Source organism: Novosphingobium sp. AAP1 (genome assembly GCF_001295765.1).
GTDB classification, from domain to species: Bacteria; Pseudomonadota; Alphaproteobacteria; order Sphingomonadales; family Sphingomonadaceae; genus Novosphingobium; species Novosphingobium capsulatum.
On the sequence record NZ_LJHO01000008.1, the window covers coordinates 109,899 to 125,329 of the forward strand.

15 protein-coding genes are annotated in these 15,431 nt (G+C 65.0%); 4 read left to right on the plus strand and 11 right to left on the minus strand.

From position 1 onward, the window contains the following. Positions 1-13: 13 nt before the first annotated feature. Complete coding sequence (locus IP65_RS15345) at positions 14-733, plus strand: peptidylprolyl isomerase (RefSeq protein WP_054132239.1); 720 nt, start codon at positions 14-16, stop codon at positions 731-733. A 174-nt stretch (positions 734-907) separates the two neighbouring features. Continuing rightward, a complete protein-coding gene (queA, locus tag IP65_RS15350; protein WP_054132240.1) occupies positions 908-1,936 on the plus strand; it encodes a tRNA preQ1(34) S-adenosylmethionine ribosyltransferase-isomerase QueA in 1,029 nt (342 codons plus the stop codon). Here the strand turns inward: queA and IP65_RS15355 are convergent, their stop codons facing one another. Next, positions 1,937-2,740: a TSUP family transporter gene (locus IP65_RS15355; RefSeq protein WP_082350186.1), complete on the minus strand. Its 804-nt coding sequence runs from the start codon at positions 2,738-2,740 to the stop codon at positions 1,937-1,939. A gap of 69 nt (positions 2,741-2,809) precedes the next feature. Here IP65_RS15355 and tgt point away from each other — a divergent pair, with 69 nt between their 5' ends. Continuing rightward, entirely contained in the window at positions 2,810-3,937 is a 1,128-nt protein-coding gene (gene tgt, locus IP65_RS15360; protein ID WP_022675577.1) for a tRNA guanosine(34) transglycosylase Tgt, read from the plus strand. 12 nt (positions 3,938-3,949) lie between these two features. On the opposite strand, the gene IP65_RS15365 is transcribed toward tgt, so the two are convergent. Beyond that, the gene (locus IP65_RS15365; RefSeq protein ID WP_022675578.1) at positions 3,950-4,177 is read right to left on the minus strand and encodes a hypothetical protein; all 228 of its coding nucleotides are present in this window, start codon (positions 4,175-4,177) and stop codon (positions 3,950-3,952) included. A 76-nt stretch (positions 4,178-4,253) separates the two neighbouring features. Further along, positions 4,254-5,159: a LysR family transcriptional regulator gene (locus tag IP65_RS15370; protein WP_022675579.1), complete on the minus strand. Its 906-nt coding sequence runs from the start codon at positions 5,157-5,159 to the stop codon at positions 4,254-4,256. 122 nt (positions 5,160-5,281) lie between these two features. Here IP65_RS15370 and IP65_RS15375 point away from each other — a divergent pair, with 122 nt between their 5' ends. Then, positions 5,282-5,905, plus strand: a complete 624-nt coding sequence (locus IP65_RS15375) for a YceI family protein (RefSeq protein ID WP_054132241.1) — start codon at positions 5,282-5,284, stop codon at positions 5,903-5,905. A 129-nt stretch (positions 5,906-6,034) separates the two neighbouring features. On the opposite strand, the gene rpsD is transcribed toward IP65_RS15375, so the two are convergent. From rpsD to rpoD, 8 genes are all read right to left on the minus strand, one after another. Then, positions 6,035-6,649, minus strand: a complete 615-nt coding sequence (gene rpsD / locus IP65_RS15380) for a 30S ribosomal protein S4 (protein ID WP_022675581.1) — start codon at positions 6,647-6,649, stop codon at positions 6,035-6,037. 178 nt (positions 6,650-6,827) lie between these two features. Beyond that, positions 6,828-7,583: an RNA methyltransferase gene (locus IP65_RS15385; protein WP_054132242.1), complete on the minus strand. Its 756-nt coding sequence runs from the start codon at positions 7,581-7,583 to the stop codon at positions 6,828-6,830. A gap of 3 nt (positions 7,584-7,586) precedes the next feature. Next, a complete protein-coding gene (gene nrdR / locus IP65_RS15390; protein ID WP_369801299.1) occupies positions 7,587-8,024 on the minus strand; it encodes a transcriptional regulator NrdR in 438 nt (145 codons plus the stop codon). A 40-nt stretch (positions 8,025-8,064) separates the two neighbouring features. Beyond that, entirely contained in the window at positions 8,065-9,378 is a 1,314-nt protein-coding gene (glyA, locus tag IP65_RS15395) for a serine hydroxymethyltransferase (protein WP_022675584.1), read from the minus strand. A gap of 17 nt (positions 9,379-9,395) precedes the next feature. Beyond that, entirely contained in the window at positions 9,396-9,833 is a 438-nt protein-coding gene (gene rpiB / locus IP65_RS15400) for a ribose 5-phosphate isomerase B (RefSeq protein ID WP_022675585.1), read from the minus strand. A 147-nt stretch (positions 9,834-9,980) separates the two neighbouring features. Continuing rightward, a complete protein-coding gene (locus tag IP65_RS15405) occupies positions 9,981-10,613 on the minus strand; it encodes a DUF2059 domain-containing protein (protein ID WP_022675586.1) in 633 nt (210 codons plus the stop codon). Between the two features lie 184 nt (positions 10,614-10,797). After that, positions 10,798-13,110: a TonB-dependent receptor gene (locus tag IP65_RS15410; protein WP_022675587.1), complete on the minus strand. Its 2,313-nt coding sequence runs from the start codon at positions 13,108-13,110 to the stop codon at positions 10,798-10,800. Positions 13,111-13,334: 224 nt separating this feature from the next. Beyond that, positions 13,335-15,335, minus strand: coding sequence for an RNA polymerase sigma factor RpoD (gene rpoD / locus IP65_RS15415; protein WP_022675588.1), 2,001 nt, complete (start codon positions 15,333-15,335; stop codon positions 13,335-13,337). Between the last annotated feature and the right edge of the window lie 96 nt (positions 15,336-15,431).

Consider the following 15,431-nt stretch of genomic DNA (forward strand, 5'->3'; position numbering starts at 1 on the left):
GGTGGCAGGCTTGATGATCGCCCGTTCGTTTTCCAAGGCCCTGATCTGCGCTGCCCTGGCAGCCTCGGCGGTCGTGTCCGGCCCGGCCATGGCGCAAAGCCGTGGGGAAAAGGCCCCGGCGCAGCCGTTCAAGATCGACAAGGTCGTGCCGCAGCACGAAATTACCTATGCCGTCGATACCGATCCGGCCCACGATCCTGAAAACGTGCTGGTGCTCGACCTGTCGAACGGCGGGCGCGTGCTGATCCGCCTGATGCCGCAATGGGCGCCCCACCATGTGGAGCGCATCAAGACGCTGACGCGCGAAGGGTTCTACAACGGCATCATCTTCCACCGCGTGATCGACGGGTTCATGGCGCAGACCGGCGATCCCACCGGCACCGGCCAAGGCGGATCGAAGCTGCCCGACCTTCAGGCCGAATTCAACGATGCCCCGCACATGCGCGGCACCGTGTCGATGGCCCGCACCAACGAGCCCAATTCGGCCAACAGCCAGTTCTTCATCGTGTTCTATCCGCGCTTTGCGCTCGATCACAAGTACACCAACTTTGGCCGCGTGATCAGCGGGATGGATGCGGTGGACACGATCGTGCGGGGCGAGCCGCCCAGCAACCCGACCAAGATCCTCCAGGCCTCGATCCTGGCTGACAACAAGCCGCGCCCCGCACTGCCGGCGCCGGTGCCGACCGGCGCGATCACGCCCGACATGCTGAGCAAGTCGCGCACCAACTGATCTTGGGGCAAGGGGCCTTCGACAGGCTCAGGCCGAACGGATGCGGATATCTGTTCCCAATACGCCGTTCGGGCTGAGCCTGTCGAAGCCCCTTGGCCGCTTCAAGCGCCGAAGCCCAAATGGCACGCGCCAAACCCTTGCCCTGCGCCCTTGCTGTCGCTAGCGCGCAGCCTCATGCGTGTTGACCTTTTCGATTTCGAACTGCCGCCCGAAAATATCGCCCTGCGCCCGGCTCGCCCGCGTGATGCGGCCAAGCTGCTGCATGTGGCCGGCGGGCAGCCGCTGAGCGACCATGTGGTGCGCGATCTGCCCAGCCTGCTGCGCCGCGGCGATGTGCTGGTGTTCAACGATACCCGCGTCATCCCGGCCCAGCTCGAAGGCCGGCGCGGCGAGGCGCGCGTGGGCGCCACGCTGCACAAGCGGCTCGACCTGCGCCGCTGGCAAGCCTTCATCCGCAACGGCAAGCGGCTGCGCGCCGATGACGTGATCGATTTCGGCGCCGGCGTTTCCGCCACGGCCGAGGCGCGCCACGCCGATGGCAGCTGGACGCTGTTCTTTCCTGGGGATGAGGCGGTGGAAGTGCTGCTGGAACGGGCCGGCCGCATGCCGCTGCCGCCCTATATCGCTGGCAAGCGCGAGACTGACGCCCAGGATCGCCAGGATTACCAGACGATGTTCGCGCAAAAGGACGGGGCCGTTGCCGCGCCCACCGCCGCGCTGCATTTCACGCCAGAGCTGATGGCGGGGTTGGCCGACGCCGGCATCGCTCATGAAACGCTCACGCTGCATGTGGGGGCGGGCACGTTCCTCCCGGTCAAGGCCGATGACACCGCCGATCACCAGATGCATGCCGAATGGGGCCGGATCGAGCCCGAAACCGCGGCCCGGCTCAACGCCGCACGCGCGGCCGGTGGGCGCATCATCGCGGTGGGCACCACCTCGCTCCGCCTGCTGGAAAGCGCGGCGGATGAGGCGCGCACGATCCACCCGTTCGAAGGGGACACCGCGATCTTCATCACCCCCGGCTATCGCTTCAAGGCGATCGACGGGCTGATGACCAATTTCCACCTGCCCAAGTCCACGCTGTTCATGCTGGTTTCGGCGCTGATGGGACTGGACACGATGCAGGCGGCCTATGCCCATGCCATCGCCACCGGCTATCGCTTTTACAGCTACGGCGACAGTTCACTGTTGGTGCCGTAATCAGCCGGCAAACCACTGCCACACCAGCCGCCCGGTCAGGGCCAGGCTGACCACGATCAGCAACGGGCGGATCAGCCGGGCGCCAAAGCGGGTGGCAAAGTGGCTGCCGATGATGGCACCGGTCATCGCCCCGGCGCCCATGCACAGGCCCAGCAGCCACAGCACATGGCCGCCCAGGGCAAAGACGATCACGCTGGCCAGGTTGCTGGTCACGTTGAGCAGCTTGGTCAGTCCGGTGGCGCGGGTCAGCCCCATGCCGCGCAGGGCCACCAGGGTGGTGGTGTAGAATTGCCCGGCGCCGGGGCCAAAGAACCCGTCGTAGAAGCCCACGCCCCCCGCAACCGGCAGGAACTTGCGCGCGCCAAGGCGATCGTGGCGGTCGCAATCGTCCATGCGCGGGGAAAGCACGGTGTAAAGCGCCACCCCGATCAGCAGCACCGGCACGATCAGCGAGAGCACCTGTGGCTTGAAATGCTGGATCACCAGTGCGCCGATCAGCGCGCCGGCAAACGTGACGGCCACCAGCACGCCATTGCCGGCCAGGGTGAACAGCCCGGCGCGGTGATAGCGCCAGGTCGCCATCGTGGTGCCGCACATCGACTGGATCTTGTTGGTGCCCAGCGTCAGGTGCGGGGGCAGGCCCACCGTGATCAGCGCAGGCATCATGATCAGCCCGCCGCCACCGGCAATGGCATCGACCAGGCCGGTGATCACGGCAATCGCGGTCAGTACCGGATACATCCACGGCGCCGGCGTGAACGCGGGCGTCTGGGCAGCGGCAAGAGCAAGGTGAAACAGCGACATTTGCACGCCTTGGCGTTTGCGCCTAAGGGCCGCAACTGTTCTTTTGCCCCGGATGATTGCCCGCCCCCGATGACCCGCTTTTCGTTCCAGATCCACGCCACCAGCGGCAAGGCCCGCACCGGCACCATCCAGATGAAGCGGGGCGAGATCCGCACGCCGGCGTTCATGCCGGTGGGCACGGCGGCCACGGTCAAGGCAATGAAGGTGGAAGACGTACGCCGCACCGGTGCCGACATCATCCTGGGCAATACCTATCACCTGATGCTGCGCCCCGGTGCCGAGCGCATGGCGCGCTTGGGTGGCCTCCACGCGTTCATGGGCTGGGATCGCCCGATCCTGACCGACAGCGGCGGCTATCAGGTGATGAGCCTGTCAGACTTGCGCAAGATCACCGAGGAAGGCGTCACGTTCGCCAGCCACCTCGACGGTTCGCGCCACATGCTCTCGCCCGAACGCTCGATGGAAATCCAGCGCCTGCTGGGCTCCGACATCGTGATGGCATTCGACGAATGCCCGCGTGCCGATCAGCCGCGCGACGTGATCGCCCGCTCGATGGAAATGTCGATGCGCTGGGCCCGCCGCAGCCGCGCCGGTTTCGACAGCGGGGAAGAGCATGCCGCACGTTCGGCGCTGTTTGGCATCCAGCAGGGGGCCTTGGACGAAGGGCTGCGCCAGGCAAGCGCCGATGCGCTGCGCGACATCGGCTTTGACGGTTATGCCATCGGCGGCCTGGCGGTGGGCGAGGGGCAGGAGGCGATGTTCGCCACGCTCGATTTTGCGCCGTCGCAATTGCCGGCCGATCGCCCGCGCTACCTGATGGGCGTGGGCAAGCCCGATGACCTGGTCGGCGCGGTGGAGCGCGGGGTGGATATGTTCGATTGCGTGCTGCCCACGCGATCGGGCCGCAACGGGCAGGGCTTTACCTGGAACGGCCCGATCAACATGCGCAATGCCCGCCATGCAGAGGACACCGGCCCGCTTGACCCGCGCTGCACCTGCCCGGTCTGCGCCAAGTACAGCCGCGCCTATCTGCATCACCTGCACAAGGCTGGAGAGATGCTGGGCGCCATGCTGCTGACCGAGCACAACCTATCGTTCTACCAGCAGCTGATGGCCGGCATGCGGGCGGCCATCGCGGAAGATCGCTTTACCGCGTTCGCCGCCGATTTCCGCCGGGACTATTTCAACCGGGAGTGATCCGTCAGACCCTCAGGCCGCGATCTGCGGCTGCGGCGTCATCACCACCTCGGTTTCAAGCCGGGTGCCGGGATATTGCGCGAATTCGCCGGTCCGGGTGTCGAGAAAGCCGGCGCCGATGGCGCTGGCCTGGGCCTTGGCTGTTTCCAGATCAGGATACCATTTGCCGCAACGGTGCGGCGTGACGAAGCGATACATCAGCATGCTGCGATAATGCTGGCGGCGCGATGCTGTTCCCATTTTCTGCTGCGTTCGTGCGCAATTTGCGACGATCCGTTTGTTGCGGGAAACGGCTGAAAATATTGCTTTATTATGTCTACCATTCGGCGGCCATCGCGGGCACCGTCGCCGCCAGGAATTCGATCCAGGCGCGGGTCTTGGCGGCTGGCCGGCGCGAGGGATGGGTGATCGCATGGACGGCGCCGAGCCCCGCCAGCGGCTGGTCCAGCACCACCTCTACCAGGCGCCCTTCGCGCAGGGCGCGCGCGGCGATGAAGCGTGGACCATAGACCAGGCCAAGGCCCGCTGCCGCCGCTTCCACCAGCACGTCGCCATTGTCAGCCTGCAAGGTGCCGCGCACCGGCTGGTGGATCGTGCCATCCAGGCCAAAGCGCCAGACGTGCTGGCCAAACCGCGTGAGGGTAAAGCCCAGGCAATCATGCTGCACCAGATCGCTGACCTGGCTGGGGGTGCCACGCCGGGCAAGGTAGGCAGGGGAGGCGCAGACCACCAGATGCATGTCGGCCAGTTTGCGCGCCACCAGGCTGCTGCCGACCAGGCGGCCGATGCGGATGGCCATGTCCCAGCGTTCTTCCACCAGATCGACCTGGCGATCGCTCATCCCCAGTTCCACGGTAATGCCGGGATAGCGCTGGTTGAACGCGGCGACCAAGGGCGCGATGTGCAGCACGCCGAACGACATCGGGGCGCTCACCCGCAGCAGCCCTTCGATCGCCACGCTTTGCGCGGCAGCCTCTGCTTCGGCCTCGCGCAAGTCGGCCAGCACGCGTTCCGCCTTGTCGAGGTAAGCCGCGCCCGCCTCTGTCAGCGACAGGCGCCGCGTGGTACGGTGGACCAGCGTGGTGCCCAGCCGCGCCTCCAGCGCGGAAAGGTGCTTGGCCGCCATCGCCGGCGACATGTGCAGGGCGCGGGCGGCCGCAGAGAGGCCGCCCAGCCGCATCGCTTCGACGAACACCTCGATTCCGGTCAAGCGGTCAGCCACTGATTTCGCACCCTGGGTAAAAGGATAATCTCATGCTTGGCGTATTATCATCTGATGGTGGAAACGCCATCTTGCGCCCGATCATTTCACCGCTGATCATTGCAACAAGGACGATCCCTGTCATGACACGTACCAAGACTTTCGCTGCTCTGGCCCTGGCTCTTGCCGTTCCTGCCCTGGCCGCGCCGGCGCTGGTCGCCGCGCAGGCCACTGCCGCGCCTTCGGCCGTGCCGGCTGGCACCTATCAGGTGGAAACCCACCACACCCTCGCCGAATTCACCGTCAGCCACTTTGGCTTCAACGACTTTTTCGGCGTGATCCCCGGCGCCACCGGCACGATGACGCTCAACCCGGCCAACCTGGGTGCCACCACGCTGGACGTGGCGCTGCCGGTTTCGGCGATCTCCACCACCAACGCCACGCTCGATGGTGAACTCAAGAGCGCCGACTGGTTCGACGCTGCCAAGTATCCCACCATCCGCTTCGTCTCGCACAAGGTGGTTCCCACCGGCGATCGCACCGCGCGGATCGAGGGTGACCTGACGATGCACGGCGTGACCAAGCCCGTCACGCTCGATGCCACGTTTGGCGGCGCTGGCTCCAACCCGATGAGCAAGGCCTTCACCGTGGGCTTTGGCGCCACCGGCACGCTCAAGCGTTCGGATTTCGGCGTGAGCAAGTATGTGCCCTTCGTCAGCGACGAAGTGCGCCTCAAGATCACCGTGGCTTTCGAAAAGAAGGCCTGATCGCGCGGTGTTCTGCCCGGTGCGCACCTGCGCATCGGGCATACGGTTTGGCCGCGTTTGGCGGGCAACAAAAAAGGCGGGGTGAAAGCCCCGCCTTTTCCGTTTGTCTCGTCCGTGAGGACCGACCGATCAGCGCGAATAGAATTCGACGACCAGGTTCGGTTCCATCTTCACCGGATAGGGCACTTCGTCGAGCGTCGGCACGCGCACGAAGGTGACCTTGTCGGCGCCTTCCTGGGCGACGTAGTCAGGCACTTCGCGTTCCGGCAGAGCCTGCGCTTCGGCGATCAGGGCCATTTCCTTGGCCTTGGTGCCCAGGGTGAGCACGTCGCCGGGGCGCACGCGGCGGCTGGCGATGTTGCACTTCACGCCGTTGACGCGGATGTGGCCGTGCGAAACGATCTGGCGAGCCGCAAAGATGGTCGGCGCGAACTTGGCGCGGTACACGACCATGTCGAGGCGCTGTTCGAGCAGGCCGATCAGGTTCTGACCGGTATCGCCCTTCATGTTCGACGCTTCCTGATAGGTGCGCTTGAACTGCTTTTCGGTCACGTCGCCGTAGTAGCCCTTGAGCTTCTGCTTGGCGCGCAGCTGGATGCCGAAGTCGGAAACCTTGCTCTTGCGGCGCTGGCCGTGCTGGCCCGGGCCATACGAGCGGCGGTTCACCGAGCTCTTGGGGCGGCCCCACAGGTTTTCACCAAGGCGACGGTCAATCTTGTACTTGGACGAATGGCGCTTCGACACGCGTTCGTTCCTTTCAACTAGCGTTTGGTCTGGGGAAGGCCGATGCCCTCCCGGCTGATGCCCGGAACCGCACCATCCCGCCAATTGTCGGGATGCGGCCACCACTTCACCGGACGTGTGGGGCCAATTGCGAAGGCGCGCCTAGAACAGGACACGCCCGCAGAGTCAAGGGAAAAGCTTATTCCCCGCGAGGCTCGGTGCCGGGCTTGCTGCCTGGCGCGCGGCGCATGGCAGACAACACCCCGCGCAGCGTGCGGATTTCGAGATGATTCCAGCCCGGCTTGGTCAGCATGGTGCGCAGCGTGCGGCGCGTGGCCGCCGCGCGGTCTTCGGGCATGAAATAGCCGCGCGGTTCCAACAGGCCGCACAGCTGGGAAAACATGCCTTCAAACTCTTCCTGCGGGGCAGGGGGCAGCATGTCTTCGACCGTGGGCTGCACCAGGGCGCCGGTGGCGTTCTGGTGCTTGGACCATTCATAGGCGCACAGGATCACTGCCTGGGCCAGGTTGAGCGAGCCGAATTCGGGATTGATCGGCACGGTCAGGATGGTGCGCGCCAGGGCCACGTCATCGGTTTCCAGGCCCGAACGCTCTGGCCCGAACACCAGCGCGCTGCGGCCTTCTTCGACCACGATCGCGCGGGCCGCTTCCTCGGGCGTCACCACCGGCTTGGTCACCCCGCGCTTGCGCACGGTGGTGGCATAGACATGGGCGCAATCGGCCACGGCATCGGCCAGGGTTTCATAGACCTGGGCCTTTTCCAGCACCACGTCGGCGCCAGAGGCGGCCGGGCCGGCGGCCGGATTGGGCCAGCCATCACGCGGCGATACCAGGCGCATTTCGGCCAGGCCGAAATTGAGCATAGCGCGCGCGGCCTTGCCGATGTTTTCGCCCAATTGCGGGCGCACGAGAACGATAACGGGCTGTGCAGGCATGGCTTACTTGGCCACTTCCTGGATGGAAGAGGCAAATTCCTCGAAATCACGGGCTTCGGAAAAATCGCGATAGACGCTGGCAAAGCGGATGTAGGCTACGCTGTCGAGCTGGCGCAGCGCATCCATGACCATCTCGCCGATCACCTTGGAGGCGACCTCGCCATCGCCCATGGTTTCGATCTGGCGCTGGATGCCGGTAACCAGCTGATCCAGGCGTTCCTGCGTGACCGGGCGCTTGCGGCAGGCGAGCGCGACGGACTGTTCGATCTTGGTGCGGTCAAACGGTTCGCGGCGCGGCTCGCTGCCATCGCCCTTGTTCTTCACCACCAGAACCTCGCGCAGTTGCACGCGTTCGAACGTGGTGAAGCGGGCGCCGCAGCTTTCGCATTGGCGCCGCCGGCGGATCGAGGTGTTGTCCTCGGTCGGCCGGCTGTCCTTCACCTGGCTGTTGTCATGGGCGCAGAACGGGCAACGCAAACGCTCAAAGCTCCGGGTAGATGGGGAACTGCGCGCAGAGGTCCGCCACGGCGTCGCGCACGCGCTGTTCCACCTGGCCGTCGCCTTCTTCGCCATTGCGGGCCATGCCGTCGACCACCTGGGCGATCAGCTGGCCGATCTGGCGGAACTCTGCCTCGCGGAAGCCGCGGGTAGTGCCAGCCGGCGTGCCCAGGCGGATGCCCGAGGTGACGAAGGGCGAGCGCTTGTCGAACGGCACGCCGTTCTTGTTGCAGGTGAGCCAGGCGCGATCGAGGCCCTTTTCAGCGGCCTTGCCGGTCACGTCCTTGGCCGACAGGTCCACCAGCATGAGGTGGTTGTCGGTGCCGCCCGAAACGATGCCGAGCCCAGCATCCTTGAGGCTTTCCGCCAGGGCCTTGGCATTGGCCACGACCTGGTGGGCATAGGCCTTGAATTCGGGGCGCAGCGCATCGGCAAAGGCCACGGCCTTGGCCGCGATCACGTGGACCAGCGGGCCACCCTGCAGGCCGGGGAACACGGCGGTGTTGAACTTCTTGGCCAGCGCCTCGTCGTTCGTCAGGATCACGCCCGAACGCGGGCCGCGCAGGCTCTTGTGCGTGGTGGTGGTCACGACATGGGCATGCGGGATCGGCGAGGGGTGCGCCCCGCCGGCAACCAGGCCCGAGATGTGCGACATATCGACCAGCAGCCACGCGCCCACTTCATCGGCGATGGCGCGGAACGCCTGCCAGTCCCAGGTGCGCGAATAGGCGGTGCCGCCCGCGATGATCAGCTTGGGCTTGTGCTCGCGCGCGAGGCGGGCCACTTCGTCCATGTCGATCTGGTGATCGTCGGCGCGCACGCCATAGGGAATGGGGTGGAACCACTTGCCGCTCATGTTGACCGGCGAACCGTGGGTGAGGTGGCCGCCCGAGTTGAGATCGAGGCCCATGAAGCTGTCGCCCGGCTGCAGCAGCGCCAGGAACACGGCCTGGTTCATCTGGCTGCCCGAATTGGGCTGCACATTGGCGAAATTGCAGCCGAACAGCTGCTTGGCGCGTTCGATCGCCAGGTTTTCCACCACGTCGGCGTATTCGCAGCCGCCATAATAGCGCTTGCCCGGATAGCCTTCGGCATACTTGTTGGTGAGCACCGAGCCAGTTGCTTCGAGCACGGCCAGGCTGGTGATGTTTTCCGAGGCGATCAGCTCGATCTTGGTCTGCTGACGCTTGAGCTCACCCTGGATGGCGGCGAAGATTTCGGGGTCGGCCGAGGCGAGATGCTCGGTGAAGAAGCCTGCCGTGCGGACTTCCGGCGATGCGGTGGCAGCGGTGGACATCGGGTGTGGCTCCTGGATCAGAGGGCTGGATTGGAAAGCTTGGTAACGCGGCGCACGTGGCGGTCGCCGGCAAAGGGCGTGGCGAGGAACGCCTCGACGCAGGCCTTGGCCATGTCGAGCCCGGTCAGCCGGGCGCCCATGGCCAGCACGTTGGCATCGTTGTGCTCACGCGAAAGCTTGGCCGAAAACGGCTCACCCACCAGGGCGCAGCGCACGGCCGGGTTGCGGTTGACGGCAATGGAAATACCGATGCCCGAGCCACACAGCGCGATGCCGCGTTCGGCTTCGCCGGCGGCCATGGCGCTGGCCAGCTTGTACCCGTAATCGGGATAGTCGACGCTGTCGCCGTTATAGGGGCCAAGGTCGGCCACATCGTGGCCCAGCTCGCCCAGCCACTGGACAAGATCGGCCTTGAGCGCCAGCGCGGCGTGATCGGAAGCAATGGCAATGCGCATGGGTTATAGCGGTTCCGGTTGCCTATGGTGGGGGTTCTGGCGTCCCCCTAAACCCATTGCGCGCGCTATGCCAGATTAATTGGCCTTATGATGCACCCTTTGCCCAGATGGGTGGGCAGCCCGGCGCGGCAGCCCACCCGTCGCCTCTCATTGCCCGGCGTGGGCAGCGGCGATCTTCTTGGCGACCTCTGGGTGCTGGGTCAGGTAGGTGGTCAGCTCTGCCTTGAGATTCTTGGCCATGCCCATGCCCACTTCCATGCCGTCGCGGTTCATCGCGGTCATCACGGTAACCACGTCAGGGTCCTGCATCAGGTCGGCCGAGCGCGAGAGATAGTGACTACCTGCCGGCGTCTGGGCGAAAGCCAGAATGGCGCGAAGGTCTTCGTGCGAGAAATGGCGGACATAGGCGCGGGTCATGGCATCGACGAGTTCGGGCATGCGGCGCTCCATCGCTGGGCGCATCGCCGCGGGCATCGTTTCGAACATGCGCGCGAAGATCTGCTGCAAGCCGGGATCGTCCACGCCCATGATGCCGGCCATGTTGCCCTGCATGGCGCCCATCATCGTCTTGGTGACGCGCTCGACAATTGCCACCCGCTGTTCGGGCGGCAGGATAACCGCGATGATCTGGCTGGCCACTTGCAGATCGGCAGGATCGAGCGGGCGTGCCGCCGGGGGCGGTGCCGTCTGCGCCTGCGCGGCAGCGGGCAGGGCCACGGCGCTGGCCAGTGGGGCGAGGGCCAGGGCGGCAAGGGCAACGGTTTGGCGGGCAGGCAACATTGGCGGAAACTCCCGGAGGACAAGCCGGGCGAAAGCCGGTGTCGCGGTTCTGTTCGTTGCGCCTTGTTGCGGGCCGGTCAAGGGCGGAAAGCCCAGTGTCAAAAGGATTTATTCGGGCTGCCATAACACGAAACGGGGCGGCATCGCTGCCACCCCGTCCCGATTGTCATGCTGTGCGATGCGATCAGCGGAACGAACCGCTGAACGAGACACCGATCGTGCGCGGATCGTTGTAGATCCCGGCGCGATAGTTGGAGGTGTCGATCACGCCGACCAGGTTGCGCTTGTTCGTCAGGTTGCGGGCGAACACCGCCAACTCGTAGCGACCAAACGCGAAGCCGGCCTTGGCGCCCAGCTCGTAGTTGCCGTCAGAGGTGTATTCCACCGTCTTGTAGGGCACGTACATGGTATAGCCCTGCAGGTTGAAGTCTGCGCCGACGAACGCCTTGAAGTCGTCATTCAGCGGCAGGTCGTACCGGCCCGACAGGTTGAGGTTGAAGCGCGGCGCATTGGGCAGCGAATTGCCGTTGATCTGCGCAAAGTAGTTCGCGCCGACCTTGTTGACCGGGTTGAGCACGGTTTCCGACAGGACGCCACCAGCCGAACCGGCCTGGGCAAACACGTTGGGATCCTTGACCTCGGTGTGCAGCACGCTCACGCCAATGTCGAAGCGCAGGTTCTTCGACGGACGCAGGCCCACTTCCGCTTCGGCGCCATAGCCCACGGCCTTGTCGGCATTGAACAGCACGCCGCTGCCATTGCTGTCGTTGCCGTTCAACTGGATGTCGGTGACGGTGTAGTAGAACCCGGTGAGGTTGAACGTCAGCGCGTTATCCAGCCAGGCGCTCTTGATGCCGGCTTCCCACGAGGTGTTCTTTTCCGAATTGGCCGTGGTGAACGGCGAATTGAACACGGCCGAGCGCCCCTGGATGGTCGGGCCACGGAAGCCGCGCGCCACGCGGGCAAAGAACGACAGGTCGGAATTGGCGCGATAGAGCAGGCTGGCGTCAAAGCTCGGCTGCGTGTCCGACAGGCGCACGTTGCGCGCGGCCGTGGCCGGGAAGGTCACCACGCCAGCGGCGGTGTCCGCCGTCTTGAGCAGGGTGGTGGTCTTGGTGTCGTTTGACAGGCGCGCGCCGGCAGTAAAGCGCAGCTTTTCGGTCAGGTCATAGCTGGCCTGGCCAAACACCGCCCAGCTGGTGTTGACGTTGTGCAGCAGCACCCAGTTGTTGGGGTTGGCACCCGGTGCGCCAGCGTTGAGGAAGTAGCCCCGCTGGTCGAACTCGGTGTAATCGCGCGAGTCGAAGTAGATGCCGCCCAGCTGCCACTTGAAGCGGGCCGCGTCCGGGCTCGCCAGGCGCACTTCCTGGCTCCACTGGTTGAGGCTGCGCAACACGCCGCGCGATTCGCCAAAGCCGGCGCCGCCGAAGTTGGCGGCCGCGCCACCGTCGGTGTCACCCCGGCTCGAACCGTGCGAGGCTTCATAGGCCGTGATCGAGGTCAGCGTCATGCTGCCGATGTCCTGCACGGCCTTGAGCGAGACGCCCTTGGTCTTGTAGGCCTGCGGGTTGTTGCCGCCTTCGTCATAGGCCACGTTGGTCAGGTCCAGATTCTGCGGCACTGTGTGCGTGCCCTTCTGGATCGAACCGCGGTAGAAGATCGAGGCGCTGCCGTCGTAATCGCGATAGTGGCCCGACAGGCGCAGCGACAGGGTTTCGGTCGGCTGGGCGAGCAGCTGCAGGCGTACGTCGCGCTCGTTGAATCCGCCCATGACGTTGTTACCGGGCTTGGTGCCGTCGTCGCTGACGCCGGTGTAGGTGTTGTTGATCCAGTTGTCGCGGTGCTGGTACAGGCCCGACAGGCGGAAGCTGACGCGGCCGTCAGAAGTCAGCGGACCACCGACGCCAGCGTCGATGTTCACGCTGTTGCGGCTGCCCCAGCTGGCGCTGGCCTGGCCGGCCCAGGTTGCGGTGGGCTGGGCGGTGTCGAACTTGACGATACCGGCCGTGGTGTTGCGGCCGAACAGCGAACCCTGCGGGCCGCGCAGCACTTCCACCTGGGCGATATCGAACGCCGGGTTGGACTTGAGCACCACGTGCTCCATCACCACGTCGTCCTGGATCACCGACACCGGCTGCGAAGCGCCGAGGTAGAAGTCGATGTTGCCAAGGCCGCGGATGTAGAAGCGCGGGAAGATGCGGCCCGTGGTCGATTCGACGTTGAGGCTGGGCACGCGGCCGGCAAGCGAGAGCAGCGTGTCAGCGCCGGCGGCCTGCAGGTTGTGCAGCAGTTCGGGCTTCATCACGGCCACCGACACCGGCACCGACATGATGTTTTCCTGGCGGCGCTCTGCCGTCACGACGATGGCATTGCCGGCATCGTCAGCAGCGGCGGCGGCCGGCGCAGCGGGTGCGGCATCCTGGGCAAAGGCGGCAGGTGCGATGGCCGCAAAGGCGGCCCCCGCCAGCATGGCGGAAGCGAAACGGGTGGTACGCATGGAATTTCCCCTGACGGAAAGGACGCGGTCTTTGCCGCTGTTGTGTGATCCGGCCGGGCTATTAGCGTTTTGTGTCAAGCCTGTGTCAGACTAATGCAAGGGTGTGTCGGTTTCAGTTGATACTGATGCCGCATTGCAACACATACCCGGCATACGAAAAGAGGCGCCGGGCCGGAGCCGGGCGCCTCTCTTGGCGTAGAGCGCTTGCGGCAGTGCCGCAGGGCTTACTGATCGAGGAACGAGCGCATCTTGCGGCTGCGGCTCGGGTGCTTGAGCTTGCGCAGCGCCTTGGCTTCGATCTGACGAATGCGTTCGCGTGTCACCGAGAACTGCTGGCCAACTTCTTCCAGCGTGTGATCGGTGTTCATGCCGATGCCGAACCGCATGCGCAGCACGCGTTCCTCGCGCGGGGTCAGGCTGGCCAGAACGCGGGTGACGGTTTCCTTGAGATTGGCCTGGATGGCCGCATCCACCGGGATGATCGCGTTCTTGTCCTCGATGAAATCGCCCAGGTGCGAATCTTCCTCGTCGCCGATCGGCGTTTCGAGGCTGATCGGCTCCTTGGCGATCTTCATCACCTTGCGCACCTTTTCGAGCGGCATCGACAGACGCTCGGCCATTTCCTCGGGCGTGGGCTCGCGGCCCTGCTCGTGCAGGAACTGGCGGCTGGTGCGCACCAGCTTGTTGATCGTCTCGATCATGTGCACCGGAATGCGGATGGTGCGCGCCTGATCGGCGATCGAGCGGGTGATCGCCTGGCGGATCCACCACGTGGCATAGGTGCTGAACTTGTAGCCGCGGCGGTACTCGAACTTGTCCACCGCCTTCATCAGGCCGATGTTGCCTTCCTGGATGAGGTCCAGGAACTGCAGGCCGCGGTTGGTGTACTTCTTGGCGATCGAGATCACCAGGCGCAGGTTCGCCTCGACCATTTCCTTCTTGGCGATGCGCGCCTCGCGCTCACCCTTCTGGACCATGTTCACGATGCGGCGGAATTCAGCCAGCTGCATGCCCGTGGCCGAGGCAATGTCGGCCACTTCGGCGCGGATGCGTTCGACCGCGCCCGCTTCTGTGGCGGCAAAGGCCGCCCACTTCTTGTCGCGCGTGGCGAGCGACTGCAACCAGCCTTCGTCCAACTCGCGCCCGACGTAGTGGTCGAGGAAGTCCTTGCGGCTCACCTTGTGGCGCTCGGCCAAGCGCAGCATCTGCCCGCCCAGCGTGGTCAGCCGGCGGTTGAACGCATAGAGGTTGTCGACCAGGTATTCGATCTTGGAAGCGTGGAACTGCACGCTTTCCACCTGCGCGGTCAGTTCCTCGCGCAGCTTGTGATATTCGGTTTCCTTGGCGGCCGAGAACGGCAGGCCCAGGCCCAGCGCGTCGAGACGCTCGCCCTGGAGCTTTTCAAAGGCGCGGAACAGGCTGGTGATTTCGGCAAAACGCTCCAGCGCGGCAGGCTTGAGCGTGGCTTCCATCTGGGCGAGGGAAAGGGTGTTGTCTTCCTCTTCCTCTTCCGCCGGACGGGCGCGGCGCTCGCGCAGCTCGTCGTCCTCGTCCTCGGTTTCCTCTTCCTCGACGTCTTCCTCTTCCTTGAAGGAAGGGCCAGCGGTGGCTTCGCTGATTTCGCCGTCGGCTTCTTCGCCGTCTTCCGACAGGTTCTCGGGCTGCGGTTCCTTCGACAGCATGGCATCGAGATCGAGGATCTCGCGCAGCTGCATTTCGCCCGCGTTGAGCGCTTCGGACCACTGAATGATGGCGTGGAAGGTAATCGGGCTTTCGCACAGGCCCATGATCATGGTGTCGCGGCCGGCTTCGATGCGCTTGGCGATGGCGATTTCGCCCTCGCGGCTGAGCAGTTCCACCGCGCCCATTTCGCGCAGGTACATGCGCACCGGATCGTCGGTGCGTTCGATGGTTTCCTTGCGCTTTTCAACTACCGGGCGGTCGTCCATCCCGGTGTCGTTGTCTTCGGCTTCCTCAGCCTCACGCTCTTCGGGATCGACCGCGTCCTCGTCGCTCTCGACGATGTTGACGCCCATTTCCGAGATCGCGGCCATGATGTCCTCGATCTGCTCGGAGGACATCTGGTCTTGCGGCAAAGCTTCGTTCAGCTCGTCATACGTGATGACGCCGCGACGCTTGGCGCGCGCGATCAGCTTCTTGATCGAAGCCTCGTTAAGGTCGATCAGCGGTGCATCGCCGCTATCGGTCTTGTCGTTGGAAGCCATTAACCCCGATACCACCCTTTGACGTCGTGCCGCATTGGGCCCCATCGGTGCCCAGGCCAGGATCGCATCCGGTCTCGGGCGATCCATATGTTCCTA

Bases quoted from the DNA above. Each gene is read 5' to 3' on its own strand.
- IP65_RS15345 (WP_054132239.1), top strand. From the start codon at position 14: ATGATCGCCCGTTCGTTTTCCAAGGCCCTGATCTGCGCTGCCCTGGCA.
- queA (WP_054132240.1), top strand. From the start codon at position 908: ATGCGTGTTGACCTTTTCGATTTCGAACTGCCGCCCGAAAATATCGCC.
- IP65_RS15355 (WP_082350186.1), bottom strand. From the start codon at position 2,740: ATGTCGCTGTTTCACCTTGCTCTTGCCGCTGCCCAGACGCCCGCGTTC.
- tgt (WP_022675577.1), top strand. From the start codon at position 2,810: ATGACCCGCTTTTCGTTCCAGATCCACGCCACCAGCGGCAAGGCCCGC.
- IP65_RS15365 (WP_022675578.1), bottom strand. From the start codon at position 4,177: ATGGGAACAGCATCGCGCCGCCAGCATTATCGCAGCATGCTGATGTAT.
- IP65_RS15375 (WP_054132241.1), top strand. From the start codon at position 5,282: ATGACACGTACCAAGACTTTCGCTGCTCTGGCCCTGGCTCTTGCCGTT.
- IP65_RS15385 (WP_054132242.1), bottom strand. From the start codon at position 7,583: ATGCCTGCACAGCCCGTTATCGTTCTCGTGCGCCCGCAATTGGGCGAA.
- glyA (WP_022675584.1), bottom strand. From the start codon at position 9,378: ATGTCCACCGCTGCCACCGCATCGCCGGAAGTCCGCACGGCAGGCTTC.
- rpiB (WP_022675585.1), bottom strand. From the start codon at position 9,833: ATGCGCATTGCCATTGCTTCCGATCACGCCGCGCTGGCGCTCAAGGCC.
- IP65_RS15405 (WP_022675586.1), bottom strand. From the start codon at position 10,613: ATGTTGCCTGCCCGCCAAACCGTTGCCCTTGCCGCCCTGGCCCTCGCC.
- IP65_RS15410 (WP_022675587.1), bottom strand. From the start codon at position 13,110: ATGCGTACCACCCGTTTCGCTTCCGCCATGCTGGCGGGGGCCGCCTTT.
- rpoD (WP_022675588.1), bottom strand. From the start codon at position 15,335: ATGGCTTCCAACGACAAGACCGATAGCGGCGATGCACCGCTGATCGAC.